Origin of the sequence: Pseudomonas sp. 9AZ, from assembly GCF_902506525.1 — a bacterium.
Classification (GTDB): Bacteria; Pseudomonadota; Gammaproteobacteria; order Pseudomonadales; family Pseudomonadaceae; genus Aquipseudomonas; species Aquipseudomonas peli.
On the sequence record NZ_LR733840.1, the window covers coordinates 4,365,635 to 4,389,216 of the forward strand.

Consider the following 23,582-nt stretch of genomic DNA (forward strand, 5'->3'; position numbering starts at 1 on the left):
CTTCAAATCCGTCTAATAGCGCCCCGTTGGCCCAGGTAGCTCAGTCGGTAGAGCAGGGGATTGAAAATCCCCGTGTCGGCGGTTCGATTCCGTCCCTGGGCACCATGAATACCGAGAAACCCCAAGTGAAGTTAAATTCCTTGGGGTTTTTTATTGCCTGAAATTTACCGGGCAAGCGCTGATTACCCCCACTGAAATTGTGCACGCGCGACAGCCAACTGCAGCCAAGCGACAGCGTGACCGAGCAAGCACGCCCTGGCCGGTAAACGGCTTGGCGGTCAGCGAAACGCTATGCTAGCTTGACGCCTCGCCAGGAAGGCCACGCAACGCCTGAGCGCACCCGAAGAATAAGAGGACACTCCATGGCCGAGGCCACGCCCGCGCTGGAAATACGCGACCTGCATAAACGCTACGGCGACCTTGAGGTGCTCAAGGGCATCTCCCTCACCGCTCGCGACGGCGATGTGATTTCCATCCTCGGTTCTTCCGGCTCCGGCAAGTCGACCTTCCTGCGCTGCATCAATTTGCTGGAAAACCCGCACAAGGGACAGATCATCGTCGCCGGCGAGGAACTCAAGCTCAAAGCCGCGAAGAATGGTGATTTGATCGCCGCCGACAACCGCCAGATCAATCGCCTGCGCAGCGAGATCGGCTTTGTCTTCCAGAATTTCAATCTGTGGCCACACATGAGTGTGCTCGACAACATCATCGAAGCGCCCCGCCGTGTGCTCGGCAAGAGCAAGGCCGAAGCCATCGAGATGGCCGAAGCACTGCTGGCCAAGGTCGGCATTGCCGACAAGCGTCACGTTTACCCGAATCAGCTTTCCGGCGGCCAGCAGCAACGTGCAGCGATTGCCCGTACCCTGGCCATGCAGCCGAAAGTCATCCTGTTCGATGAGCCAACCTCGGCCCTCGACCCGGAGATGGTACAAGAAGTGCTTAATGTGATCCGCGCACTCGCTGAAGAAGGCCGCACCATGCTACTGGTCACCCATGAGATGGGCTTTGCCCGTCAGGTATCCAGCGAAGTGGTGTTTCTGCATCAGGGCCTGGTTGAAGAACAGGGCTCCCCGGCGCAGGTGTTCGACAACCCCAACTCGGCGCGCTGCAAACAATTCATGTCCAGCAATCACTGAAAACACGGAGCAACTACGCATGCAGAACTATAAGAAGATCCTGCTGGCCGCGGCCGCTACACTGGCCTTCGGCACCAGCGCCGTCGCCGCAGACAAGCTGAAAATCGGTACCGAAGGTGCTTACCCACCGTTCAACCTGATCGATGCCAGTGGCCAGGTCGGCGGTTTTGACGTGGAAATCGGCCAGGCCCTGTGCGCCAAAATGAAGGTCGAGTGCGAAGTGGTCACCTCCGACTGGGACGGCATCATCCCGGCTCTGAACGCGAAGAAATTCGACTTCCTGATCGCCTCCATGTCGATCACCGAAGAGCGCAAAGTGGCGGTGGACTTCACCGATCCCTACTACACCAACAAGCTGCAGTTCATCGCCCCGAAAGGCGGCGACTTCAAGACTGATAAAGCCAGCCTGAAAGGCAAAGTGATCGGCGCTCAGCGCGCAACCATCGCTGGCACCTGGCTGGAAGACAACCTCAATGGCGTGGTCGACATCAAGCTGTACGACACCCAGGAAAACGCCTACCTCGACCTGTCCTCGGGCCGTCTCGATGGCGTGCTGGCTGACACCTTCGTTAACTGGGAATGGCTGAAGAGCGACGCTGGCAAGAGCTTCGAGTTCAAAGGCGACCCGGTATTCGACAACGACAAGATCGGCATTGCCGTTCGCAAGGGTGATGCCCTGCGCGACAAGCTGAACGCCGCACTGGCCGAGATCGTGGCTGACGGCACCTACAAGAAGATCAACGACAAGTACTTCCCGTTCAGCATCTACTAAGCTGCCGGCACTGCGCCGCCCGCCCAGGCGGCGCAGGCTTCTGAGCCCCTATGAATTTCGACCTCTACGGATTCGGCCCGGCCCTGGCTGCTGGCACCCTGATGACCATCAAGCTGGCGCTCAGCGCGCTGTGCCTGGGTCTGGTGCTCGGCTTGCTTGGCGCCCTCGCCAAGACTTCCCCGTACAAGCCGCTGCAATGGCTTGGCGGTACTTACTCGACCATCGTGCGCGGGATTCCCGAGCTGCTTTGGGTGTTGCTGATCTACTTCGGCACCGTGCAACTGATGCGCAACCTGGCAGACCTGCTCGGCATCGAAAGCCTTGAGCTGAACGCCTTCGCCGCCGGCACCATTGCCCTCGGCATCTGCTTCGGCGCGTACGCCACCGAAGTGTTTCGCGGCGCGATCCTGGCCATCCCCAAAGGCCACCGTGAAGCCGGCCAAGCGCTGGGCATGTCCAAACCACGAATCTTCTGGCGGCTGATCCTCCCGCAGATGTGGCGCATCGCTCTGCCCGGCCTGGGCAACCTGTTTATGATTTTAATGAAGGACACCGCACTGGTATCGGTGATCGGCCTAGAAGAAATCATGCGCCGCTCGCAAATCGCCGTGACCGCCAGCAAGGAGCCCTTCACCTTTTATATGGTGGCGGCCTTTATCTATCTCGGCCTGACCGTACTCGCGATGATCGGCATGCACTTCCTTGAAAAACGCTCCAGCCGTGGCTTTGTCAGGAGCGCGTCATGAGAAAGATCTCTGAAATCGCGGCCTGGTCGGTTGCCATTGCGCTGATTGCTTATGCGCTGTGGGGCGGCCTAACCGCCCTTAACTGGGACGTGATCATCAAGTGGCTGCCGCGGCTGTCTGAAGGCGCCCTGTTGACCCTGGAGCTGGTGGGTATCGCGGTTCTCGCCGGGTTGATTCTCGCCCTGCCGATGGGCATCGCCCGCGCGTCGCGGCACTGGTATGTGCGCGCCCTGCCCTATGGCTACATTTTCTTCTTCCGTGGCACACCGCTGTTGGTGCAACTGTTCCTGGTCTACTACGGCCTGGCGCAGTTCGATGCAGTGCGCGAAGGCCCGCTCTGGCCCTATCTGCGCTCCCCGTACTGGTGCGCGGTACTGACCATGACCCTGCACACCGCGGCCTATATTGCCGAAATTCTGCGTGGCGCAATTCAAGCCGTGCCGCCGGGCGAGATCGAAGCCGCTCGTGCGCTAGGCATGTCGCGCGTCAAGACGATGTTCTATATCGTCCTGCCACGCGCCGCACGTATCGGCCTGCCGGCCTACAGCAACGAAGTAATCCTGATGCTCAAGGCCAGCGCCCTGGCCAGCACCGTGACCCTGCTGGAACTCACCGGCATGGCCCGCACCATCATCGCTCGCACCTACCTACCGGTGGAGATCTTCTTTGCTGCGGGGATGTTCTACCTGCTGATCGCCTTCCTGCTGGTGCACGGCTTCAAGCTGCTGGAACGCTGGCTGCGCGTCGACGCCTGCCAGGGCCGCTGATTGCCTGAGGGCTCGCACCCTCAGGCACCGCCATCATGCCAACCACAACTCCCGCCCAGATCCTGCAAGACGTTGCCCTGTTGCAGCGCTTTCAGGCAGTAGATAGCTTTCTTATCGAACACCAAACACTATGGCGGCCACGGCCATTTGTGCATTACCCCGCACTCCCCTGGGAAGCCGAGCACCCACAACTGGCCGCCTGGCTTAGGGCACAAAGCCTGGAGCATGCCGAAGCCGCACATAACCAGCCCCACCTGCTGCAAGCACCTGCGCCCTTCCTGCAACTGGCCGCCCAAGCTCATGACCTAAGCCAAATTGGTGAACTGCCACAGTCACCCGCGACGGTATTGCCTGCGCGCTTTAGCAGCGATGTACCGGGGCGCAAATGGCAACAGATTGATGCCTTCGCCCGCAGCCTGAGTTTTACCCATACACCGCAACACTGGCTGGACTGGTGCGCCGGCAAAGGCCACCTCGGCCGCATGCTGGCACACACGGGCGGCAGCCTGACCTGCCTGGAATACAACCCACAGCTGGTCAGCAGTGGCCAACAGCTCAGCCATAAACTCGGCATCGCCGCGCAGCATATCGAGCAGGATGTGCTGGCCGCCGACGCCGCGAAGCAACTGCAGGCGCAGCACACCCCCGTGGCGCTGCATGCCTGCGGCGAACTGCATACGCGCCTACTGCAACTGGCCAGCCAGGCCGGCTGCCAGCACGTGGCCGTGGCGCCCTGCTGCTACAACCGCATCAGCACTGCGAGCTATCAGCCACTTTCGGCAAGCGCCCAGGCCTCATCACTGCAACTGTCTATCGACGATCTCGGCCTCCCACTGAGCGAAACCGTCACTGCAGGCGCCCGCGTTCGCCGGCAGCGCGATCAGTCCATGGCCTGGCGCCTGGCCTTCGATCTGTTGCAGCGCCAACTTCGTGGTATCGACGAGTACTTGCCAACGCCATCCCTGCCGCCAGCCTGGCTCGACAAATCGTTTACCAATTACTGCCAAGACCTCGCCGCACTTAAACAGCTGCCCACCCCCGCGAAACAAAACTGGCAACAGCTCGAACAACAAGGCTGGCAACGTCTGGCCGAGGTGCGCAATCTGGAACTGCTGCGCGGATTATTCCGCCGCCCACTGGAGCTCTGGCTACTGCTCGACCGCGCCCTCTACTTGCAGGAACACGGCTACACCGTGCGCCTTGGCACCTTTTGCAGTCGCCAACAGAGCCCGAGAAACCTGCTACTGCTGGCAGAACGCCAGCAAAACTTGCCCACAGCATCTGTGGATAACTCTGTTGACAGAATCTGAGCAAACCGCGCAAAAGCCCGCCCCAGCTGAATTTTGCCAAGCTGCGCATTTTTTAATCTGAAAATATAGCTTGTAAAAACATAGACTTAGCCAATACCGCGAACCAGCGCACAAAGTCTGCGCACGTCCGTGCCAAACGCCCTGCTTATGTGCATAACGATTTAGCTACTGATAACAATGCCTGCACAGAACTACGCTCAGACGGCTTTACTCAGCCAAATGAATGGATATAATGGCGACCCTCAAAGGCCGGTATAGCTCAGCTGGTAGAGCAACTGACTTGTAATCAGTAGGTCCCGGGTTCGATTCCTGGTGCCGGCACCATACAAATCAAAGGGTTACGTGCAGACGTAGCCCTTTTTTGTGCTCAAAATTCGGCTTGGGGTAGGTTTGGGGTAGGGATTTGCCACCTGATGACTGCTCGGCTAGGAAAGGCGCGCGCCAGTAGGCGTACCGTTCGTCTGGAATTATTCGCTGCCCAAGCAGCCTCGCGACAAATTCTCTTTCTGTCCGAAAATTTCCAGAAGCGTTTTAGTCATCTTGAAGATCATTCACCACGAAGAGCTTTTTCTCCTGAATGCCGTAAAGTGGGGACTTGCAGAGCCCCAGAGAGCTGAATAGTGTGATTCGGCGGGTCGACAGACCTGAGTCCAGGATCACCAGCACCATAAGGCGATGTTTATGGTGGCTGTGCACGGGGCGCTTCGACGCACTGAGAACCTGGAGTCTCAGTCTTCCACACCCGTGTACAGCCGCCACCCATCATGTGGAAGTGATGGGTGGCGGTACCAGAAACTCCAGGAGGCAACTCATGCACCCTCCCCGCGCCACCCTAGAGCCCAATGGCTTTACCCCGCTACATGCAGACGAATTCAACTGCCTGATTGGCTTTCGCAGCGACGCTCAAGCAAGTGAACTCTATGACGAGGCCATGCAGCGCCAGCACGCTGTGCTCAGCCTGCTCTGCGCTCTCGCTGGCACGCCCAATTTGAATGAACTGGCCGGGGAGCCACTGAGCGGGTGCATCCAAGCGATCCGATTGCTGTGCAGCGATGCTGCAGGGCTGTATTCAGCGGCATGGGAAAGCGTGCAGCAAAACACTGCCTAGCCTTAGAAAGTGGAGAGTCAGGATTTATTCTCCTGCCTCTTTTGAAGACAGTTCGGACTCGAAGCGCTGCACAAAGTCGACAAGATTGAGGCCCAGCACGTGGCAGATATCTCGCAACTGGACCATGTCAAGCCTTCTCAGGCCTCGCTCGATGTCGCTCGTAAACGATTGTGGGCGACCCAGCCCCTCGGCGAACTGGGCCTGAGTCAGACCTGATTCTACGCGGCACTGCTTGATCAAACGCAGTAGCACCAGGTTCTCGTCTCGATAAATCGATTTTTCCACAGAGCAGCATTCCCGCAGTTGACAACGCGTGAATGTATATCTAACTTACAGATTATCTGAATTACAGTTATTCAGTTATTTCTATTCGCCACGCTGGACGCTAGTCGATCCGCGTCAAAGGGCACTTTTCGCTTACTACCCTTACGCGCACCCTCAGGTGCCTCCAAGCAGCAGCACGCTCCAATCTCATAGGTGCAAATACCGTGTTCGAAACCTACCCTGATGCCCAGCTAGCCGCACCTCTTGGCTTCCAATTGGAAACCACACGCTGGGCATACATTGCTCAGTCGAATAACTCCGAGTGGTTCTACGTAACCCATGAATACCTCCAAGAAGGCGATCCGGAGTACCCGTGCCGCCAGCAATTACTGATACCCGCCGTGCCATACCTGATGGGGCTTATTCAGTCGGATACCCCTGAAGCAAAGGTCGTATCCATCAAGCTGGTGTCTCCACCCTGGTTAAATAACCAAGGTGATTGGCGAATGGAGAAGCTGGAACAGCTTTGTGCGGTATCTGGCCCCCAGGGGAATCGATACATCTATGTGGTTGAAGGACACGCCACTTACCTCAATGGCTGCACGCCCGAAGAACTCAGCTTGTCCCAAACACTCTGGCCCTCAGGAGCCTGCGAAAATGACGCCTGAACTCGACATTGCCTTGGCCTCTCGCCATCCCAAGATTTACCCGCCATACGCCAATGATGGCCGCTTCGGCTTCGAATGTTTGGATGGCTGGGTTGATCTACTGGATGCAGCCGCCGGATTAATCCAAAAGCATGTGGATGAAACAGGTGCAGACCAAGTATTCGCTCGCCAGGTGAAAGAAAAATTCGGTGGCCTACGAATATATACATGGAATGCTGACGACCGTGCCCTTGCCATCTTCGACTTGGTTGAAGGGCTTTCTTCGTTCATATGCGAAGAGTGCGGCCGTCTGGGCTCCATCACAAAGCGCAATGGTTGGTTGCGGTGCCGCTGCCCAGAGCACCTCCCATCAGAAGGGCTAATGGTTAGCTGCTCAGTCCCTACCGAGCACTCAGCGCTGATCCTAATGGAGTTAATGGATACCGCACTCCGCTTCTTTGAATACAACGCCCAGTCTTGCCTGAAATGGCTTACTCAGCCAGCGCTCGCCTTGGGTGCTGTTTCGCCTGTCAGCATAATCAGTTCTGATATCGGGCGTAACCAGATTCTGCGTCTACTTCGACAGATCGAATTTGGCGTACTTCCATAAGAATGCGCCATCGGTGAGTAATCGCATTGCTGCTGACCAGTCAATTGCATCCGACATGACCAGCACACACGGAAGAAGCGACCGACAGAGAACGGCCCAGGCTTTGTAAAAACGCATGCATCGTTTTGAAGTCCACGTTGCTACGTAAAATCTGTAAGCGTTCGATTGTCAGCAGACCAAAAATTTGCATACGTATTGGCCGACTTCGACAATCACGCGATCACTTTTCGCGAAGGTAATGACGATGATGAATAGCCGTCATTTCGGCAGCTCCTGTCGAAGTATCGGCCGGACCTTTGCCCTCTGAAATACATCGATTAACACACGCGCAATTTGAGGAGTTTCACTCATGAGTAGCGATAAAGCGTGCATCGTCTTCACCGCAGGGCTCGATCGGGAAGCCCGAACAGTTTCTGAGCGATTGAACGAGAAAGGCTTCGATGTGTGCATGGCCGTAGCCGAGCAAGAAGAAGTCGAAGCGGCCCAGGCAGGGCAACCGGCGTCCGAGGAAGTACAAAGCTGCATCGAGAATGCCTCGATCAGCATCTTCCTAGTCCCGGTGCAAGATTACGAGTATCTGGAAGGGGCTGCTGGCCATGCCGTTGCCTGTGGAAAAACCATCGTGGTCATCGCTGAAAACGTCGAATCACTACCTCAGATCTTCGACGACCACGCCAACTCCGTTCTCAAAATAGACAGCCCCCGGCTTGGCGACGCCATTCAGGGCGACCACATTTGGGAGCGGGCTGATGGTACCCCGGCCTCAAAACGCGACATCGACCGGATCGAATGCCAATGAGCGACGCACCAAATGTGTTCTCTTACAAGCTTGTGAGGGATTACGGCTTTGCACCGAACCCGTTCCATGGCATCTGCACACTGGGCACATGCAAACCGCAGATCCGGAGAGCTGCTCAGGTAGGGGACATTATCGTCGGCTGTGGCAGCACTGCCCTGCACCTAGAGGGAAGAATCATCTTTGCGATGAGGGTTTCCCAGAAGATTTCGTTCCAGGACTACTGGGACCACAATACCTTTCGTATCAAACGGCCCAACCTGCATTCCAGCAAGAGCATGGCCTATGGTGACAATATCTATCATCGCGCAGTTGGTGCGTGGATTCAGGAAGATTCGCACCACAGCCTCGCAGGCGGAGCGACCAACCACGATAACCTGATCCGGGACACAGGTTCGGACAACGTGTTGATCGGAGAAGACTTCGTATACTGGGGAGTGAGTGCGATCGAGATTCCTCACCGCCTGCGACACTTCGCAGGAGAGGACCTTTATCCCCCCTCACGCAACTACCGCAGCAGCTTCTCGGAAGGCTTCAAAGTTGAAGTAGATGCTTGGTTTAAGGCGCTGCCTGTCCGGGGTTACCGAGGTCGGCCAACGTCTTGGAGATAGCGCAAAGGCCGCCAGCGGGTGTTCAAGGGGGCTTACTGACGTTGTCTCTCAGAAAGATCCGAGACAGGCGCTGACCGCTGCCTTCAGCCAGTCGCCAGAAACCTCACGCTGATTATCACACCCGGAAATCATGCCAAAGGATGAATGCGGTCTGGCGCTCGACGTCGATTTCCCGAACCACTTCCTACTGACAATGCCGGCGTTTTGTATGCGGGTTCAGCCGATTGCGGCATAGGCGCAATCTATCTATTTTGCCTGCCCGCTCTCCAGTGCTGTTTCAACACCTTCCAGGAAGTGGCGAATCAGCCCTTCGCTTTGTGGCCATAAACGCATCAACGCTTGAACCCTGTCGACCACCTTTTGAGGTGGCGCAGGCTCATCGCGAGGCAGTTGAGAAATATGCAAAAAATCACAAACTTTTAGCAAATTTTTGCTCAGCAGCTTGCAGCCACCCCGCTCCATCTTGGAAATGTGCGTGTAGTGAACGCCAGTCATCTGTTGCAGGCATTTCAGGGTTAATCCCTTTTGACAGCGCACTGCTTTTATTCTTTTCCCGAGCTCTGAAGCATTCATTTCAGTTGATTCTTTTTGCTAGATATGTGCAAAATACTTGCACATTTTTCGTCCCAAGGCGAGCTTCATGGCTGTCTATGTTGATGCAGAAGGAATCAAGTGGCGCGGCCGTGAGTGGAACCATCTGGTTGCCGATTCGCTGGATGAACTCCATGCCTTCGCGGACAAGCTCGGACTCAGACGCAGTTGGTTCCAGTCCAAAACGCTCTACCCTCACTACGACGTAACAAAGTCCGTCAGGACGCGAGCACTGGCGATGGGTGCACATGGCGCAGACAGGGAGAAAATTGTTAGTTGCGCAAGGCAGATACGATCCGAGATGATCCAGGCTCATCGAGATGCCCTCTCCGGCATCTAACCAATGGAGAGGGACCTTCCATGCCGATACCAACGCCGCAGCTACCCTCGCTATCAATCCCTCAATATCACCTGAAGGCTGGCGGGACTAACCGCTTTCAGATCGACGAAAGCGGCTACCAGAAGCTGAAGTTTGGTTATTTTGGTGAAGTCGGCGGCCTGCTTTCAGCAGTCAAAAAAGTCGGCCGTGACAGTCTGGCAACATCCGTCAGTGAGCTAGCTGCCGAAGAGCTGGGTGACGCACTCTGGTACCTGATTAACATTGCTGCGGCCGTGGATGTTGGCCCGGATGAAATCGGTGCCAGCTGTATTGCCTATTTGCGCTCCCAGTTTGGCGAGTGCGAACTGCCCCCTATATTGCCAGTGACCTTTCGGCATATCGACAGCCTTATGGAGATGCGCAGGAGCCCGGACGACATCGATCGCTCCTCCCAGCTCGCCAAGCTGGCGAACCGCGCTGGTGTTCTGGTCGAGGTCTCCTATGCCTCCATGCAGGCCATGTCTCCCCTGTCGTGCGGTCAGAACCTGGGCGTCCACCTGGCCGAACTCGCTATCGCCTGCGCCAGTTTCGACCTGAGAGTCGAGGATGTGGCACGCAGTAATATCAACAAGATCCTCAGCCGGTGGCCAGACGACGAAGCCGTTTATCCCCCACCGTTTGATCTTGAGTGCCCTGATCATGAACAATTCCCCGCCGAATTAGCCATAGAGTTCAATGAACGGGGTACTCCTGAGAACGGCTACGTTGTGCAGAGCATGAGGGGGGTGTTCATCGGCGATCGGCTCACCGACAACAGCAACGAGCCGGATGACTACCGCTTTCACGACGTTTTCCATCTGGCCTATGTTGCCTTTCTGGGCTGGTCGCCAGTACTGCGCGCGCTGCTAAAACGCAAGCGCAAGTCTGATTCGAAGAAAGATGAGAACGAAGACGGTGCGCGCGCGATGATCATCGAGGAAGGCATCGCGACGTGGATCTTCAACCACGCCAAAAGCCGAAAGTTTTACATCGACGCCGAGCCAGGCGCGCTGGATTACAGCGTGCTAAAACAGATCAAAAGCATGGTCGAAGGCTACGAAGTCGAGGCATGCAGACTATGGCAGTGGGAAAAAGCGATCCTCACCGGGTTCCAAGTCTTTCGCGAATTACAAAAGCATCGACGCGGCACCGTACATGTCAACATGCTCGAGCACACCATGCACTTTGAACCTTTAGAAAAGAAAGAGCACCCATGAACCCTACCGCCTTTGTGAATGCCCTGTCTGAGCTAAAACTAGACAACGTGTTCAATCCCTACGCTGACAAGTGCCCCGTTCACGATCGCAGCGATGCTGTCGCCGCGCGCCGGCGCAACCTGCGTGGCTACCTCAAGGCTGCGACCGACATCGGTGTCGACACCATCTGGATGGGACGCGATCTGGGTTATCGCGGCGGACGGCGGACGGGGCTTGCACTGACCGACGAATTCCACCTGCCGGAAATGATGGCGCGCTATCCGGGCTCCAACCTCAAGCAGGCAACGGTCGGTCCTGCAGTGGTCGAGCGAACCGCTTCCGAAATATGGTCAGTGCTCAGAGCGCTCGCACTTCCGCCGCTGCTGTGGAACGTGTTTCCGTTTCATCCGCACGAGCCAGGCAATCCGTTTACCAACCGCAAGTTCACTGCACGCGAGCTGCAGAAGGTCGACCTGCTCAACGAGACACTGATCAAGTGGCTGGGGGTGCGCCGGGTTGTGGCCATTGGCGGGGATGCCTATAACTACGCAAGCCGCTTCGATGTCGAAGTCGTTGCCATTCGCCATCCCAGCTACGGCGGTATCAAAGACTTCCGCAACGGGATGAGCGCGCTGTACAACATCCCGGTGGAGACGTTCAGTTCAAAACGCCAGGGCTCGCTGTTCTGATCAGGGAAAAGCCGCGAGCATCTGCTTAGCGGCTTTCGCACCGCCCAACGATTCCACATCTAGATAGGCATGCGTGGCGATGCAGGTCAAAACTCCTCGCTCGAATTCGGACTCATCACTGACAAATTTATGCAGGTTGCTCAGCCCAATCAAGTTGCCCAGAGCCCTCTGGCCGTACCAATGAGATCGATACACCGCCGTCAGGTCCAGCTTGTCACCGGTTACCTTGAAACTTAGATGGCTTAGGCACGGCATATTCATCGGCTTGTTTCGATCAGCGGCAGGATCGTACAACGGCAACTCAAACCCGAATCCGTCATCCTCAATGTCGTATTCGACATCCACCACACCCAGTTCGTAGACCGCCTGGAAGCTGCGTCCGGTTTTGGAGGCCTGAAGCTTGCGGACGATCACCTCAAGCGGATTGAAGACTGTCTTGCCGTCCCGACTGACTCTGCGCATCATCCGATAGGCATAGGTGCCCCATGTCCCGCCCTTCATCCCGCGAGCCATCGCGCTCAGGTAGGACTCGTAGAATGCGGGACGCCCTTCTCTGCGGTACATCTCGTTCGGAAAAATGGTGCCCGCTACCGTTTGCACGCTGAGGCCCGGCCAGCGCCGGCGAATTGCGGTATCGACTGTACCAATGACATCCCTGTCCTGCGCCTCCAGAATCCCAGGCGAAGTGATCTCCAACACTAGGTTTCGAGCAACGTAGTCTGGGCACGTCACCAGATGGCGGGCCGCGGCCAGCCAGGCGGATACCGCTCGGTCATGCTGAATGAGGACTGCCATGTTCCACTCCAAATGCGCACGTCGCATGCATAGCGATATATGCAGCGGGGATCCAGGCGTGACCATTCTGGCCCCAATCCTTTCCCCAACTGTTACGGATCAAAAACCAGGTCTCGCCGTGAGCATCATGCCCCAGACCAACCGCCACCACCGCGTGCTGCATAGCTCCGGGCAGGACCAAATGGCTGATAGGGATGATTCCATCGGCAGGCAAATAGAAGTCATAGGTGAGCCGAAGAGCCAGACCGATCGGCACACCCATGCGTATGCTATCGATCAGTTGGCCAACGTAGGCATTGAAGAAACAGATGGGATGACCAAACAGATCCAGAGTGTCCGGCAGGGCTTCAAGGGGTACGACGGGCTCAACTGTCTGATAAGGGAAGTGGGCTTCTAGGGCATGTCCAGCCTGCGAAGCTTCGGCCGCCGCATCTGCCTGAACACCGTCGCCGGGTTTCCAGCCAGGAATTCTCTGAACCGTGGCGCGGTAAAAATACTCAGGTCCGAGATCATCTTCCGCGAAGCGACGATTCAGGTCGGTCACGGCGAATGCCAAGCACGTCGGACGGTTCCCCTGATTTCTCGCCATGACCGGAGAGCTGTCAGTCAGGCATTCGACTGTTATCACGAACCGGCAACCTCCTGAATCAGCGCGCGCTTCGACTCGCGGGTAAGGCCTTCAGTGATCGGCTCGAAATGAGTCCAGGAATGGAAAGAGGCGTCGCCGACCTGTTTGCCCACCCATGGCCGAACTTCGGTAAGCGTTACGGGATGGGGGGTTTCAACATCCGTCTGTTTCGGCGAAAGCACATAGTCCAGCGTGGAATCGGCGCCAAACGCCACAGAACGGGGAGCAACAGGGCTCGCGGTTGCCAACGGAACTAGCGTGAAACCTTGCTCGGCCAACTGCTCCACCGAGTCCGCTTCCCAAAGGTAGCCAGCGGACGCGTGGCTCTTGAGGCGCACCACCAAGTGATCGTCCGGGCGAGGCTCCAGAACAGAGGATTGATCGGATTCGTCGAACAGCCAGACGTCCTTCGTGGCATCCGGCAATTGCCCTTGCAGCAAGGACTGCTTAATCAACGCAGGCTGGACTTTCAACAGCCCCTGAACAACGTCGTACGTAAGGATGTTGTGCCTAACCAGCGACCAGGCAGCAGCGGAGTAGCTGACGCCCAGCCGAAGAGACATCTGATAGAGCACCTGAGGATTGGTCAACGATGTCTTGTTCCAGCCCTTGCGCTTGCAGATGATGCCCAACAAAGACCGCGGAACCAGCAGATGATAGCCGAAGGTTTCAGCTTCCTGCTCCATCACTTCGGCCTTGCCGCCGTAGTCGATGGTTTCGTCCAGCGCACTCTGATGCCCCATGAAGTAATGACCTAATTCATGGGCGCAGGTCATGTGAATAAGGCCGGCAGGGCGAGCCGAGTTCACCAGAATGCCAGGGCTGTCCTCACGCATGAAGGCGCCGAGAAGCTTTTCCATAGGGCGCAACAAAACCGAGACCCCCTCGCATGCAGCGATGCGAAAGGGATCGATGCGTGTGTAGCCGTCCTGCTCGATGCGCTCCATGGCGCGAGAGGACGCGAAGACCTCGGCAGCCACCTTGGCTGTCACCATCGCGATGTCGCGTGCAGCCATGACTTACTCCCCGCGGTTACGCACCGATTGCTTGAGAAATTCAGCAAAGCGTGCGACTTCTTCTAGGTCATTAGCGGACAAACCGTTTACCGCTCGTGCGAGGAACGCCAGTTGTTCCGGCCCGCTTGGAGCAGGTTCAACGCCCGTCAGCAGGTACTCCAAGGTTCGACGGTACAGCTTCGCCAGTTTCCCGAGCTCGGCCGCCTCGACCTTCCTGGCCCCAAGCTCGATGTTGGTGATAGATGGGCGAGGCAGCCCCAGGGCTGTGGCGACTTCCTCTTGCGACAGCCCTACGTACTCACGGGCTTGCCGCAGACGATCGCCAAATTCATTACGCTCTGAATGCGTCACGTCAGTCATTTCGGTTCGTCCTTCAGATGCCGAAGAACCTTGGCGGTGATGTCACTGACGAACTGATCCTTCGAGTCGTACCCCCCGTGCCGAATGATCAGCTCAACAGGCAGTTTGCGCTGGACCAGCTTGTCGATACCGACAAACGCTTCGACAGCGGAAATGGAATCAAGAGGAGCCCCCAGCTCATCAGTCGACAAAGGATCATCGACGATGTCCTGCGCTCGCTTGTCCCAGAACGCACCCAGTAGCTGTTCGATTTGCGTTTTGATATCCATCGCACATTTCTCGTAAGAAAAACAAACAATAGACGTACGAAAATAATACGTCAAAGGGAGTGCGCTTTGGGGAAATTCAACACCACTGACAAGCCGATAGGACAACTGGGTTTAAAGAGAAATCAATCTGATACCACGCTGAAAGGTGATTTGTGTCTTGCCGTGGCTGGGGCGATTCGGTGCTGCATTTGACCCGGAACTGCCGGTGACCTCCAGCGCTAAGGCAGAAGGACGATTCAACAAAGATGCCTTCGTTTATGACGCGACGCAAAACGAATACACCTGCCCGGCGGGAGAGGCACTGATCTGGCGATTCTCCAGCGTTGAGAAAGGCATGAATATGCACTGTTACTGGAGTTCTAAGTGCCAGAGTTGCGCGCTGAAAACCCAGTGCACGCCAAGCACAAATCGTCGAGTAAGGCGCTGGGAGCATGAAGCGGTGCTGGAGGAAATGCAGCGTCGGTTGAACCAAGCGCCCGGGATAATGCGGGTTCGATAACGGACTGTTGAGCATCCCTTCGGGACGCTGAAACAATGGATGGGCGCAACGCACTTCCTGACCCGAAAGCTGAACGGGGTGAGTGCAGAGATGAGCTTGAATGTGCTCGCCTATAACTTGAAGCGGGTGATGAAAATCATCGGTACCGAGGGCTTGTTGAGGGCGATGACGGCGTAAAAGCCACTGCTTTTACTGCTCCAAGAGGTGCCAAAGCGCTTCATAAACGCTCTGATGCGTTCTCGGAGCTGATCGTGGCAAATGCTCGGGAAAACACCTCGCTCAGGAGCGCTAGGCTGAGGACCCCAGGGTGCGTAGATGTTTTTACACACTCTGGGCCGATTGTTGCCAGTCGCAGCCGACTAACCCGGGCAGGTTTCGGCCAGTCGACGGGGCAAATCAGGTACAAACGACTGGCCAGGCTGGCTCATGCACCAGGGGGCGAAGAATCATCCGAGGGCCGAGGCCGGCCGGGGTCAGTCTCAGCAAGAGCCTCTGAACGCAGCATTGGTATAGCGCCTAGTATTTTGGGCGGCCCTACTTCTCCCTTCAGCAACTTCAACTGACTCGAAAGCTGCGTTCCCATCGTCCTACCGTCGAAGCTGATACCACTGCAGGATTGCAGTTGCCCATCGGTCCAGCCGTCAAATCCCGGCAGGGGAAATGACACGCTACCGATATGCGCACGAACTCTCGCCTCGAGCCCTATCTGAATCTGCTCAGCCAAACTCTCCATGACCTGACGGCTCTCACAGCCATAATTCACATGGACATATAGTTCGGTAAAACCACCTGCCGTGAACTCAATTGTCGGCACAACCCCCTGACTTTTCAGTGCGTCGAGGTCATCTCTGGTCACGCCGACGAGATGCAGCCAACTATTTTGCGAGGTGAGAGATAAATGCACGTTAAAGCCCAGGCTGTTGAGCACCTGCAGATTCGCCCATTCGGGGAGAACCTGGTCACGATTAGTCAGCGCCCCTAGCTGAGATGCTCCCGGCACGCTGTAGGTGATGCTCCAGCGAGCGAATCCACGATCCAGCGCCCACAACATGTCCATGACCGCCTGCCAGCTTTCGCTCTCATGTACCGAGTGCACTCCATGGCGCAACAAAGCAGCCTCACCTAGGCGCGATACTCGACCCATGCTCGGCGTGAGATGCACTCCCTGGTTCAGCTCTACAGGTTCGAGTTCGACGCTAGAAACAGACTTTTGAGTTCCATCATCATTGCCCGCAGTTCGTCCTTCTCCACCCTTACCTGCAGAATTTCGTCGCGCATCAGCGAGCGCATCTCCTTCATCAGCACCTGATTTTCCAGTGCCAAGGAGGTCATTGCCTCGAGCAACGGATACATCGTCTTTGCGAGTTCTTCGCTCGTCGATACTTTCGCTTGTCGCATCAGGTCCAGCTTCACTGACAGTGCGAGTGACAGTTCTTCCGTTCTGCTCTGTGCTTCCTGCTGGGTTATTTCCTTGGCCGTTTGTAGCTTGCTCATTTATCCACCATTCCAATCGATTCCTATCTGCCTCTGTTGGCTGGTAACCCACTACTGTGATCCCGCGCAGAGATAACTCGAACCACATCCTCCGTCTAAACTCTTCTGATCCAGTGACGCCCACACGTTTCAAACCACGCTGCAGCGAACGCTCTGCCATCCCTTCATAAGCAGCCTGATGGTTCGACCTCGCCACATATACTTTTGGGGTCTCGATAAATGCGATTCGCGTTGGTTTGTTTCTCCAGGCCCAATCAATGTGTTGGTCACCTCTAGGCTTCGCTATAAATCGGCGAAGCTTGGGTAGCGGTTGCAGTGGCGGTAGCGTCGGCTCATCAACATCCGCTTCAAACTGAATCGTTCCACCCGGCTGAGGTTGCTCGATTGCAAACGGACGAAGCAAATGAAGATGTTGCGATGCTGCAAAGTTCAGTTTCTTGGCGAGTGCTGGCCATGAAAATCCCTTGCCCAAATCACTGCCTTTCATCGGCAGACCATCTCCCAGCCGGAAAGAAATGCCGGTTACTCGAGTCGTGCTGGCAATATTAGGGATAGGGGTAACACCCGCATTGAGCAGGCGCTGCAGAAACACAGGGAAAGATGGCTTTCCTGCGAGTGCAGCGGTGACTAGCTCTTGCAGCAGCATTCGGTCAGATGTTTTTCCAGTGCGAAGAGCCATGTTCAGTTCATTGCTGGTTGGCGATTTTTTCCAAGCAGGCTCCCCGCACGGTCGGCCAACCATCACCCGGTACAAACCGTACTTCATTTCTAATCGCGATGCGGCAGCTTCCCAGAGCCGAAAATCCATGCGTGGATTCCAGACACGGCCACCGCGTTCGACGACAGAAAATACGATATGAACATGCAAGTGCGCTTTATCGCCATGCACGACATACAGTACCTGCCGTTCCCCAGGCGCGACTTCAGACATAGCTTCTTTAGCTAACTCAATCGCTTGTTCAGCGGTGAGCTGATCCGCAGCATGCTCATCATTCCCAGGAAAAAAGCTCATCACTGAATGGGCGAAATAGTCCTCCGGTGGTTTCTTCCCACGGCGCTCCTGATGCGTGAATCTCCACAGGGCTTCAGACCACTGTTTTGCATAGTTGAGCGGGCTTTCGCCCGGCAGCATGGGCAGGGCATTTAGCGACTCGTGTCGCAGCACGCGTTCGCTCGACGTTTCATGTCGAAGCAGGTATCTGACCAGATTGCACAAATGTCGCTTCGAGCGGTGCTTGCGGACTTTAAAAATCATCTGTCAGCCGCCGCAGAGCGTGCAACTCAACTGCAATTTCACGCAATGAGGAGTCGTCAACAAGCATGCCTGTATTCGCCCAATACGCCAGTTGGTTGAGATTGTTACCTATACGAGATAACTGACTGATCGATTCGTCATCCCATACGGAGCGTGGCGGAATGATTTCGCGATCTAGTGCGGACAAGACCAGCCAATCAGCGACGCTGAGACGCAAATCGGCAGCCCTAGTGGTAATGGTTCGTTTGTCTTGCGGGGTAATTCGGAGGCTCAGCCTCGCTGTTTTTCTATCCATGATGAGCACCTTTTTTATTATTTTTATGTCAATGCTATTGACGCTTTAAAGACGTCTTTTCTTTTTCAAACGCAGTGAAGAAAAAGCGGGCCGCGTGGGGAGAAACGGAGTGACGTACAACGCCTTTGCTCGCAAATATCGCGACCTTTGAAAAGTATCCCACAGAAAATTCGCTGAAAAACATCGCTCAGGAAACTTGGTCGTTATCGACGGAAATTCGGTAATTTGTGCTGAATATTCCGGCGTACGGTGCAGTTACTCACCAGTAGAGTCATTCCCAATTGGGCCTTCTCTTTCCAAATTTGGATCATTAGATTCCCAATTCGGCCGTGCAATTCCGATTTCGGATCAATGGAACCGACCTGGGTCTCGCTGAGCCCAAATGGACTCCTGCACTCCGCAGTCGGAAAGAGAGCTCCTAAATGGGAGACGCATCATGGACCAGCAGCTAGAAGAGCACTTCTGCTCACACGCATGACCGCCGTCGTGCACTTCATTTAGGGATGGAATCCAGTGATGGTTAGTTTGGTTGCCAACTTATTCAGAAGCACAAGCAAGATGAGCCATCGCCCTCACCTCAGTGATAGCAACACAGGTCAAGGAAAAACTCGGCACACGCGTTTCGACTACACGCTGTGATCACTCTGGTCTGACAGGTAGAGCACGGTGTGGGCCTGTAGCCCCATCCCAATAGCCGGTTGCCGATGCCAAAGACGCGGGTGCGTTGCTACTGGGAAAACCAAGCCACGGGAGTCAGATTGCCACTAAACTTCTCAACGACGCTTTTAGCGAGAAGGCTGCCATGACAAACCGTACCGAAATGATACGATCGGAAATAAAGATTTTGGTTGCGATGGGGAACGGCGTGGGCGGCACGAAAGTCAGTACGGCAGACCACTCGGCAATCAGAGAGAAAATCCTGAAAGCACTGACTATTTCGAAGATCCGTTCTCTTCATCTTGCCAACGTAGACGCCGCACTCTGACTCAAACATCCACGCGAGCCACAACAGTAGGTGATAACAACGACTGGGGAATGTGTAGCTAACGCGAGGCTTTCTGGATACTAAGCAAGCCTGGACAGCATGCGGCGATGCTGATTCAAATCGAGCGCCCGCGTGGGGGGGGCGCTCGCCACCAAGCAACATAAGAACCATCAACGACCACGCTAGCAGAAACTGGCAGGCCATCTTCAATCGGTGATACCGGCCGCGGCACTCTTCACGCAGCACTATTGGCGGGGTCCGCCACAAATACCCCCCAGACGGAAACCGGGGGTCGGCGTGGCGATCAGCGCCAATCATTCTGGTGCATCCCTGGCTAGACATGCCGGACTGTCTTCGTCAGATCGCATCAGCTTCACGCGCCCAGCGCGGCAGCGGCAGGCCTATGTCGTGCTGCCAAAGCAGACGTACCGCATCGCGGCGCGCAGGATCGAGCATCGTCCGCGCTAGGTCAGCCAAATCGGTGCCTGAACGACGACCACGATTGGCCCAGCTGCGTAGACGGCGACTATAAAGCTGTACGTCGTACTCCATGGCGAAGCCATTACCGCCGAAAATCTGATGTACTGCGGTTGCTACCAAGCGCGCCGCATCGGCAGCCTTCGTACGTGCCATGATGGCGAACTCCGTAGAAGGCGTACCGTCACCACCAACATCCGGGCTCGCGGTAAACGCCGCCTTGCGCACCATCAACTCGGCCGAGTCGAGTAACACCGCGGCATTGGCCAAGCGGTTAGCCACACCTTGGTAGCTGCCAATGATCTTGCCAAACTGCTCACGCTCGCGTGCATATGCCAGACCATACTGCAACAGTGCCTGACCGGCGCCGGTCATGCGTGCAGCGTCGATAAAGGTCGCATATCGAGAGATTCGATCAGCCAATTGGCAGTCGCCCAATCGCTCGCCCGCAACCACACCGGACTGGTGCTCAACCAAGATATCGCCCGCAGCCGTGCGCCGAGGCTCCCCGAGTAGTGCCTCGATATAGACACCATCCTCGCCCTTGACAGCGACCCGCTGGTTCGCAGCCGGCACTGGGCCGTCAAACCCTACGGACACTCCTGCAGCACCCGTTAGCGCCAGTACTGGGATAGTCTCAACATAGGCCGTCGGTGCCAGTGCGCGACCCAGCTCATAAGCGATACGCGCAAACAGCTCTGGCTCTGCTTGCAGGTCGTCCAGCCCAAAGGCCGTCAGTTCCTGCGCCAGCGTTTGCGAAAGGCCGGTCTCTGTGGCTTCGGCAGCACGAATCTGCTCGGAGCTGCACTGCTTGGCGAGGACCTTACGCAGGGTATCGCCAATTTCTTCGACTTCGTCGCTCCAACGTTCGTCCAGCATGCTCAGTTACTCCTCGGCAGGTTGAGGTGGCGATTGGCGATGATGTTGCGCTGTACTTCACTGGTACCGCCAATAACCGTGAGTACGGTAGCCACGCGCAGTTGTTGTTCGAGGTCTGCGGCAAGCACATCCTCGCTATCGGGATAGAGCGCCTGGTGGCCGAGCAACTCGGCTGCCCATTCTATGAACCGTTGGGCCAATTCAGAGCCGTGCACTTTGCTCATCGGGCCTGTGCCTGAGGTGTCTTCACCGCGGGCAGCCGAAAGGCCCACTCGCAGATAAAGCAGGCGGTCGGCTTCCAGATCCATGATGAAGCGGCCTAGCGTCTGCAGGTCGCTCTCTGAAAGTTCATCGGCTTTTTCCGAGAGGCGATGAATCAGACGCGCGCACAGTAAGCGCGTTTCTGTGCCACCAAAGCTCATTGCGCGTTCTTCGTCCAGATTGCCGGTGATAACGCTCCAGCCTTGATGTTCTTCCCCGACCAAATTGGCAGCAGGCACGCGGACGTCGTCATAGAACACCGCATTCACCCGCCAACCGCCCATCACCCATACCGGCTGGATGGTCACGCCTGGGGACTGCAAGTCGACCAGCAATAGCGACAAACCACGGTGGCGAATCTGCTCAGGATCGGTTCGCACCAGCAGGCTGCACCAGGTCGAAACGTGCGCGGAGGAAGTCCACAGCTTGGCGCCATTCACCACGTAATGATCACCATCACGCACGGCCCGAGTTTTCAATGCCAGCAGGTCACTGCCAGCGCCTGGCTCGGAAAGGCCCTGGCAATAGGTCCAGCTCGCATCGACCACATGGGGCAAGTGTTCAGCGATCTGCTCAGCAGAGCCACTGCGCAGCAGCATGCCGCCACCGCGTTGGTTGGTCGTCAGGCCATAGCCGGGAAAACCTTGGCACTCCAGCTCTTCCGCCATTAGGAACTGCTGATCGATACGCGCTGCCTGCCCATAAGGCTTCGGCCATGTAAGGCCGATCAAACCATGCTCGGCCAGTTGGCGCTGGAAGGTCATCGAGTAGCGCTCAATATGTAAGCCCTCGACCTCCTCCCGTAACGCTTTCATTTCCGGCCAGCCATAGGTGTCAGCCAGTTCCCGCATACGATCGCGGTAGCGGTTCTCTTCATCGCCAGGATAGAAATTCACAGCCCCTCCCACATATAGATAACGTCGCTAACCTAGTTATTATAAATGCGTGTGCGCGCACCTGGCTAGCCCGCACAGCACCAAAACAGAAGTCGCGATCGCTTATGCACAACCACGGATTAGGCGCTCAAAAGGTCAAAAAGCCAGACTTGACAAACTTAGGTATATAAGTTGACCATTATCGACATAGACCTCGCTGACAGCACTGCCACGAAGTCAATTTCGTAGAGAACCTCGATGCCACCTAGAAGCGTCGAGTCCCAGCAAGCTAGTGAGGAGATACACCATGGCCCGAATCACCTTCATTGAACACACTGGCAAACGCATCGAAGTCGATGCCGAGAATGGCGACTCCCTTATGAAGGCGGCTCTGGCTAGCGGCATCGACGGACTTACCGCCGAGTGCGGCGGCTGTCTGAGCTGCGCCACCTGCCACGCGTATGTGGACGAAGAGTGGGTTGACCGAATCCCCGCTCCGTCCGATGAGGAACTGGTGATGGTCGACTGCGCAGTCGACGCGCGTCCCAACAGCCGTCTGACTTGCCAAGTCATCGTTTCCGACGCCATGGACGGTCTGGTGATCCATCTGCCCGCCTCCCAATACTAATACCGGCCAAGAGGCTTACCCATGACAGTCAAGAGCATTCCAGCGCTTACCGAGCGCCCCGCGCACGTACCTCCGGAACTGGTATACGACGTGGACATCTTCAATTTGGAAGGTGCCAATGAAGACGTTCACCTCGCGTGGAAGCGCGTCCAGCGTGAGGCACCGCCAATCTTCTGGACCCCGCGCAACGGTGGCTACTGGATGATCACCCGCGGCAAGGACATTGAAGAAGTACAGAAGGACCATGAGCACTTCTCCATGAAGGCCATGCTGATTCCAAACGTACCTCGCCCCTTCCCAGCGCCGCCGCTAGACTTCGAGCCGCCGGAGCATGGCCCATGGCGCTTGCTGGTCTCCCCGGCATTCTCGCCCAAGGTGATAGCTGAGGTGGAAGAAACGGTTAAGCAAACCACCATCTCTCTGATCGAGGGTTTCGCTGCCAACGGTGAATGTGAGTTCGTCACTGAATTCACCAAGGTACTGCCCATCGTAGTGTTCCTACGCATGATGAATCTGCCGTTGGAAGATCGCCATCAGCTGATGGCACCCGCTGACGCCATCGCCCGCAGCCCTCACCCAGAACAAATTCACAGTGCGCGCTTGGCCCTGAAAGCTTATATCCAGAGTGCTGTCGATGCTCGCAAAGCTGAACCGCACGATGACCTGATCAGCAAGATCATGAACAGCAAGATCAAGGGCGAGCCTATCGCCGAAGAATATGTCGTGGGCATGTGCACCTTGCTACTCAGTGGTGGACTGGACACGGTCAAGAACATGCTCGGCTTCTGTGCCAAGTTTCTCGCCACCCATCCAGACCATGTTCGCCAGCTGCGCGAAAACCCAGCACTTATTCCTCACGCTATCGAGGAGCTAATCCGTCGTCACGGCGTTTCAAACACCGCACGCCTGATCGTCAAGGACTACGAATTCCTCGGCGTCCAGCTCAAAGCTGGCGAACAGTTGCAAGGCGTTACCGCACTGGTGGGCCTGGATGATGACACTGTGCCGGACCCGATGACTGTGGACTTCAATCGCCCAGCGCCGATTCCCCACGCCGCATTCGGCAACGGCCCACACCGCTGCCCGGGCTCGATTCTTGCCCGCCGCGAGCTGAAAGTCTGGCTAGAAGAGTGGCTTCCGCGCATTCCGGAGTTCCAAATCAAGCCTGGCACTGTGCCGCGACATGGTGCGGGCATGGTCAATAACGTCTCCGAGCTCTGGCTAAGCTGGACCCCGAAGTCAGCTTGATCACGAAGGAGTTGATC

General features: G+C 56.3%; 27 protein-coding genes, 2 tRNA genes and 1 pseudogene. 19 read left to right on the top strand and 11 right to left on the bottom strand.

Annotation, left to right across the window (positions count from 1 at the left end; all coding sequences use genetic code 11):
- Window positions 1-29 precede the first annotated feature (29 nt).
- From ALTER154_RS20310 to ALTER154_RS20345, 8 genes are all read left to right on the top strand, one after another.
- Window positions 30-105 (top strand) — tRNA-Phe (locus tag ALTER154_RS20310).
- Between the two features lie 257 nt (window positions 106-362).
- Window positions 363-1,136, top strand: coding sequence for an ABC transporter ATP-binding protein (locus tag ALTER154_RS20315; protein WP_090254733.1), 774 nt, complete (start codon window positions 363-365; stop codon window positions 1,134-1,136).
- 19 nt (window positions 1,137-1,155) lie between these two features.
- On the top strand, window positions 1,156-1,908 hold the full coding sequence (locus ALTER154_RS20320) for an ABC transporter substrate-binding protein (protein WP_090254731.1): 753 nt from the start codon (window positions 1,156-1,158) through the stop codon (window positions 1,906-1,908).
- A gap of 50 nt (window positions 1,909-1,958) precedes the next feature.
- On the top strand, window positions 1,959-2,654 hold the full coding sequence (locus tag ALTER154_RS20325) for an ABC transporter permease (RefSeq protein WP_090254729.1): 696 nt from the start codon (window positions 1,959-1,961) through the stop codon (window positions 2,652-2,654).
- Window positions 2,651-3,421 (top strand): ABC transporter permease, encoded by a 771-nt coding sequence (locus ALTER154_RS20330; protein ID WP_160089782.1) that lies wholly within the window; start codon window positions 2,651-2,653, stop codon window positions 3,419-3,421. The genes ALTER154_RS20325 and ALTER154_RS20330 overlap by 4 nt, the downstream gene beginning before the upstream one ends.
- A gap of 35 nt (window positions 3,422-3,456) precedes the next feature.
- Entirely contained in the window at window positions 3,457-4,731 is a 1,275-nt protein-coding gene (locus ALTER154_RS20335) for a methyltransferase (RefSeq protein ID WP_160089784.1), read from the top strand.
- Window positions 4,732-4,979: 248 nt separating this feature from the next.
- A tRNA-Thr gene (locus ALTER154_RS20340) sits at window positions 4,980-5,055 on the top strand.
- A 487-nt stretch (window positions 5,056-5,542) separates the two neighbouring features.
- Window positions 5,543-5,839 carry a hypothetical protein gene (locus ALTER154_RS20345; protein ID WP_160089786.1) on the top strand — a complete coding sequence of 99 codons (297 nt, stop codon included), beginning with the start codon at window positions 5,543-5,545 and terminating at the stop codon, window positions 5,837-5,839.
- Window positions 5,840-5,863: 24 nt separating this feature from the next.
- Here the strand turns inward: ALTER154_RS20345 and ALTER154_RS20350 are convergent, their stop codons facing one another.
- On the bottom strand, window positions 5,864-6,124 hold the full coding sequence (locus ALTER154_RS20350; protein ID WP_160089787.1) for a helix-turn-helix domain-containing protein: 261 nt from the start codon (window positions 6,122-6,124) through the stop codon (window positions 5,864-5,866).
- 203 nt (window positions 6,125-6,327) lie between these two features.
- Between ALTER154_RS20350 and ALTER154_RS20355 the strand changes: the two genes are divergently transcribed.
- The 4 genes from ALTER154_RS20355 to ALTER154_RS20370 all read left to right on the top strand — a co-directional run bounded on the left by ALTER154_RS20355 (window position 6,328) and on the right by ALTER154_RS20370 (window position 8,767).
- Window positions 6,328-6,771 (top strand): hypothetical protein, encoded by a 444-nt coding sequence (locus tag ALTER154_RS20355; protein WP_160089789.1) that lies wholly within the window; start codon window positions 6,328-6,330, stop codon window positions 6,769-6,771.
- A complete protein-coding gene (locus tag ALTER154_RS20360) occupies window positions 6,761-7,360 on the top strand; it encodes an MbcA/ParS/Xre antitoxin family protein (protein ID WP_160089791.1) in 600 nt (199 codons plus the stop codon). The genes ALTER154_RS20355 and ALTER154_RS20360 overlap by 11 nt, the downstream gene beginning before the upstream one ends.
- 349 nt (window positions 7,361-7,709) lie before the next feature.
- Window positions 7,710-8,159 (top strand): hypothetical protein, encoded by a 450-nt coding sequence (locus ALTER154_RS20365; protein WP_160089793.1) that lies wholly within the window; start codon window positions 7,710-7,712, stop codon window positions 8,157-8,159.
- A complete protein-coding gene (locus ALTER154_RS20370; RefSeq protein ID WP_160089795.1) occupies window positions 8,156-8,767 on the top strand; it encodes a hypothetical protein in 612 nt (203 codons plus the stop codon). The genes ALTER154_RS20365 and ALTER154_RS20370 overlap by 4 nt, the downstream gene beginning before the upstream one ends.
- 246 nt (window positions 8,768-9,013) lie before the next feature.
- On the opposite strand, the gene ALTER154_RS20375 is transcribed toward ALTER154_RS20370, so the two are convergent.
- Window positions 9,014-9,340 carry a helix-turn-helix domain-containing protein gene (locus ALTER154_RS20375; RefSeq protein WP_160089797.1) on the bottom strand — a complete coding sequence of 109 codons (327 nt, stop codon included), beginning with the start codon at window positions 9,338-9,340 and terminating at the stop codon, window positions 9,014-9,016.
- A gap of 67 nt (window positions 9,341-9,407) precedes the next feature.
- Between ALTER154_RS20375 and ALTER154_RS20380 the strand changes: the two genes are divergently transcribed.
- Genes ALTER154_RS20380 through ALTER154_RS20390 form a run of 3 tightly spaced genes read left to right on the top strand, consistent with a single transcriptional unit; the run spans window position 9,408 to window position 11,601 of the window.
- Window positions 9,408-9,698, top strand: a complete 291-nt coding sequence (locus tag ALTER154_RS20380; RefSeq protein ID WP_160089799.1) for a DUF4031 domain-containing protein — start codon at window positions 9,408-9,410, stop codon at window positions 9,696-9,698.
- A 20-nt stretch (window positions 9,699-9,718) separates the two neighbouring features.
- Complete coding sequence (locus tag ALTER154_RS20385) at window positions 9,719-10,933, top strand: nucleoside triphosphate pyrophosphohydrolase family protein (RefSeq protein ID WP_160089801.1); 1,215 nt, start codon at window positions 9,719-9,721, stop codon at window positions 10,931-10,933.
- Window positions 10,930-11,601 carry a uracil-DNA glycosylase gene (locus ALTER154_RS20390; RefSeq protein WP_160089803.1) on the top strand — a complete coding sequence of 224 codons (672 nt, stop codon included), beginning with the start codon at window positions 10,930-10,932 and terminating at the stop codon, window positions 11,599-11,601. The genes ALTER154_RS20385 and ALTER154_RS20390 overlap by 4 nt, the downstream gene beginning before the upstream one ends.
- Here the strand turns inward: ALTER154_RS20390 and ALTER154_RS20395 are convergent, their stop codons facing one another.
- From ALTER154_RS20395 to ALTER154_RS20415, 5 genes are all read right to left on the bottom strand, one after another.
- Window positions 11,602-12,396 (bottom strand): hypothetical protein, encoded by a 795-nt coding sequence (locus ALTER154_RS20395; RefSeq protein WP_160089805.1) that lies wholly within the window; start codon window positions 12,394-12,396, stop codon window positions 11,602-11,604.
- Complete coding sequence (locus ALTER154_RS20400) at window positions 12,374-12,940, bottom strand: C1 family peptidase (protein WP_160089807.1); 567 nt, start codon at window positions 12,938-12,940, stop codon at window positions 12,374-12,376. Before ALTER154_RS20400 ends, ALTER154_RS20395 begins: the two co-directional genes overlap by 23 nt.
- Window positions 12,941-13,020: 80 nt before the next feature.
- Window positions 13,021-14,040 carry an ImmA/IrrE family metallo-endopeptidase gene (locus ALTER154_RS20405; protein WP_160089809.1) on the bottom strand — a complete coding sequence of 340 codons (1,020 nt, stop codon included), beginning with the start codon at window positions 14,038-14,040 and terminating at the stop codon, window positions 13,021-13,023.
- Window positions 14,041-14,043: 3 nt separating this feature from the next.
- The gene (locus ALTER154_RS20410; RefSeq protein WP_160089811.1) at window positions 14,044-14,400 is read right to left on the bottom strand and encodes a helix-turn-helix domain-containing protein; all 357 of its coding nucleotides are present in this window, start codon (window positions 14,398-14,400) and stop codon (window positions 14,044-14,046) included.
- On the bottom strand, window positions 14,397-14,669 hold the full coding sequence (locus tag ALTER154_RS20415; RefSeq protein WP_160089813.1) for a hypothetical protein: 273 nt from the start codon (window positions 14,667-14,669) through the stop codon (window positions 14,397-14,399). The genes ALTER154_RS20410 and ALTER154_RS20415 overlap by 4 nt, the downstream gene beginning before the upstream one ends.
- Window positions 14,670-14,871: 202 nt before the next feature.
- Here ALTER154_RS20415 and ALTER154_RS20420 point away from each other — a divergent pair.
- Window positions 14,872-15,345 (top strand): annotated as a pseudogene (locus ALTER154_RS20420) (transposase); the annotation flags it as partial.
- Window positions 15,346-15,592: 247 nt separating this feature from the next.
- Here ALTER154_RS20420 and ALTER154_RS20425 read toward each other — a convergent pair.
- Together ALTER154_RS20425 and ALTER154_RS20430 are read right to left on the bottom strand one after the other, a co-directional pair.
- Window positions 15,593-17,917, bottom strand: coding sequence for a relaxase/mobilization nuclease domain-containing protein (locus tag ALTER154_RS20425; RefSeq protein WP_160089815.1), 2,325 nt, complete (start codon window positions 17,915-17,917; stop codon window positions 15,593-15,595).
- The gene (locus ALTER154_RS20430; protein ID WP_160089817.1) at window positions 17,907-18,212 is read right to left on the bottom strand and encodes a MobC family plasmid mobilization relaxosome protein; all 306 of its coding nucleotides are present in this window, start codon (window positions 18,210-18,212) and stop codon (window positions 17,907-17,909) included. The genes ALTER154_RS20425 and ALTER154_RS20430 overlap by 11 nt, the downstream gene beginning before the upstream one ends.
- An 802-nt stretch (window positions 18,213-19,014) precedes the next feature.
- On the opposite strand from ALTER154_RS20430, the gene ALTER154_RS20435 reads away from it, so the two are divergent.
- Entirely contained in the window at window positions 19,015-19,197 is a 183-nt protein-coding gene (locus tag ALTER154_RS20435) for a hypothetical protein (RefSeq protein WP_160089819.1), read from the top strand.
- Window positions 19,198-19,554: 357 nt separating this feature from the next.
- Here the strand turns inward: ALTER154_RS20435 and ALTER154_RS20440 are convergent, their stop codons facing one another.
- Window positions 19,555-20,553 carry an acyl-CoA dehydrogenase family protein gene (locus ALTER154_RS20440; RefSeq protein ID WP_160089821.1) on the bottom strand — a complete coding sequence of 333 codons (999 nt, stop codon included), beginning with the start codon at window positions 20,551-20,553 and terminating at the stop codon, window positions 19,555-19,557.
- A gap of 2 nt (window positions 20,554-20,555) precedes the next feature.
- Window positions 20,556-21,710: an acyl-CoA dehydrogenase family protein gene (locus ALTER154_RS20445; RefSeq protein ID WP_218585087.1), complete on the bottom strand. Its 1,155-nt coding sequence runs from the start codon at window positions 21,708-21,710 to the stop codon at window positions 20,556-20,558.
- Window positions 21,711-21,996: 286 nt separating this feature from the next.
- On the opposite strand from ALTER154_RS20445, the gene ALTER154_RS20450 reads away from it, so the two are divergent.
- Together ALTER154_RS20450 and ALTER154_RS20455 are read left to right on the top strand one after the other, a co-directional pair.
- Window positions 21,997-22,317: a 2Fe-2S iron-sulfur cluster-binding protein gene (locus ALTER154_RS20450; protein ID WP_160089823.1), complete on the top strand. Its 321-nt coding sequence runs from the start codon at window positions 21,997-21,999 to the stop codon at window positions 22,315-22,317.
- Window positions 22,318-22,338: 21 nt separating this feature from the next.
- Window positions 22,339-23,565 carry a cytochrome P450 gene (locus tag ALTER154_RS20455; protein WP_160089825.1) on the top strand — a complete coding sequence of 409 codons (1,227 nt, stop codon included), beginning with the start codon at window positions 22,339-22,341 and terminating at the stop codon, window positions 23,563-23,565.
- The last annotated feature ends 17 nt before the right edge of the window (window positions 23,566-23,582 follow it).

What these genes read in the sequence shown, in the direction of transcription:
- ALTER154_RS20390 (WP_160089803.1), top strand. Translation starts at nt 10,930, where the DNA reads ATGAACCCTACCGCCTTTGTGAATGCCCTGTCTGAGCTAAAACTAGAC.
- ALTER154_RS20415 (WP_160089813.1), bottom strand. Translation starts at nt 14,669, where the DNA reads ATGGATATCAAAACGCAAATCGAACAGCTACTGGGTGCGTTCTGGGAC.
- ALTER154_RS20380 (WP_160089799.1), top strand. Translation starts at nt 9,408, where the DNA reads ATGGCTGTCTATGTTGATGCAGAAGGAATCAAGTGGCGCGGCCGTGAG.
- ALTER154_RS20440 (WP_160089821.1), bottom strand. Translation starts at nt 20,553, where the DNA reads ATGCTGGACGAACGTTGGAGCGACGAAGTCGAAGAAATTGGCGATACC.
- ALTER154_RS20345 (WP_160089786.1), top strand. Translation starts at nt 5,543, where the DNA reads ATGCACCCTCCCCGCGCCACCCTAGAGCCCAATGGCTTTACCCCGCTA.
- ALTER154_RS20425 (WP_160089815.1), bottom strand. Translation starts at nt 17,917, where the DNA reads ATGATTTTTAAAGTCCGCAAGCACCGCTCGAAGCGACATTTGTGCAAT.
- ALTER154_RS20325 (WP_090254729.1), top strand. Translation starts at nt 1,959, where the DNA reads ATGAATTTCGACCTCTACGGATTCGGCCCGGCCCTGGCTGCTGGCACC.
- ALTER154_RS20375 (WP_160089797.1), bottom strand. Translation starts at nt 9,340, where the DNA reads ATGAATGCTTCAGAGCTCGGGAAAAGAATAAAAGCAGTGCGCTGTCAA.
- ALTER154_RS20455 (WP_160089825.1), top strand. Translation starts at nt 22,339, where the DNA reads ATGACAGTCAAGAGCATTCCAGCGCTTACCGAGCGCCCCGCGCACGTA.
- ALTER154_RS20410 (WP_160089811.1), bottom strand. Translation starts at nt 14,400, where the DNA reads ATGACTGACGTGACGCATTCAGAGCGTAATGAATTTGGCGATCGTCTG.
- ALTER154_RS20405 (WP_160089809.1), bottom strand. Translation starts at nt 14,040, where the DNA reads ATGGCTGCACGCGACATCGCGATGGTGACAGCCAAGGTGGCTGCCGAG.
- ALTER154_RS20395 (WP_160089805.1), bottom strand. Translation starts at nt 12,396, where the DNA reads ATGGCAGTCCTCATTCAGCATGACCGAGCGGTATCCGCCTGGCTGGCC.
- ALTER154_RS20450 (WP_160089823.1), top strand. Translation starts at nt 21,997, where the DNA reads ATGGCCCGAATCACCTTCATTGAACACACTGGCAAACGCATCGAAGTC.
- ALTER154_RS20320 (WP_090254731.1), top strand. Translation starts at nt 1,156, where the DNA reads ATGCAGAACTATAAGAAGATCCTGCTGGCCGCGGCCGCTACACTGGCC.
- ALTER154_RS20360 (WP_160089791.1), top strand. Translation starts at nt 6,761, where the DNA reads ATGACGCCTGAACTCGACATTGCCTTGGCCTCTCGCCATCCCAAGATT.
- ALTER154_RS20385 (WP_160089801.1), top strand. Translation starts at nt 9,719, where the DNA reads ATGCCGATACCAACGCCGCAGCTACCCTCGCTATCAATCCCTCAATAT.
- ALTER154_RS20370 (WP_160089795.1), top strand. Translation starts at nt 8,156, where the DNA reads ATGAGCGACGCACCAAATGTGTTCTCTTACAAGCTTGTGAGGGATTAC.
- ALTER154_RS20365 (WP_160089793.1), top strand. Translation starts at nt 7,710, where the DNA reads ATGAGTAGCGATAAAGCGTGCATCGTCTTCACCGCAGGGCTCGATCGG.
- ALTER154_RS20430 (WP_160089817.1), bottom strand. Translation starts at nt 18,212, where the DNA reads ATGGATAGAAAAACAGCGAGGCTGAGCCTCCGAATTACCCCGCAAGAC.
- ALTER154_RS20335 (WP_160089784.1), top strand. Translation starts at nt 3,457, where the DNA reads ATGCCAACCACAACTCCCGCCCAGATCCTGCAAGACGTTGCCCTGTTG.
- ALTER154_RS20330 (WP_160089782.1), top strand. Translation starts at nt 2,651, where the DNA reads ATGAGAAAGATCTCTGAAATCGCGGCCTGGTCGGTTGCCATTGCGCTG.
- ALTER154_RS20315 (WP_090254733.1), top strand. Translation starts at nt 363, where the DNA reads ATGGCCGAGGCCACGCCCGCGCTGGAAATACGCGACCTGCATAAACGC.
- ALTER154_RS20435 (WP_160089819.1), top strand. Translation starts at nt 19,015, where the DNA reads ATGACAAACCGTACCGAAATGATACGATCGGAAATAAAGATTTTGGTT.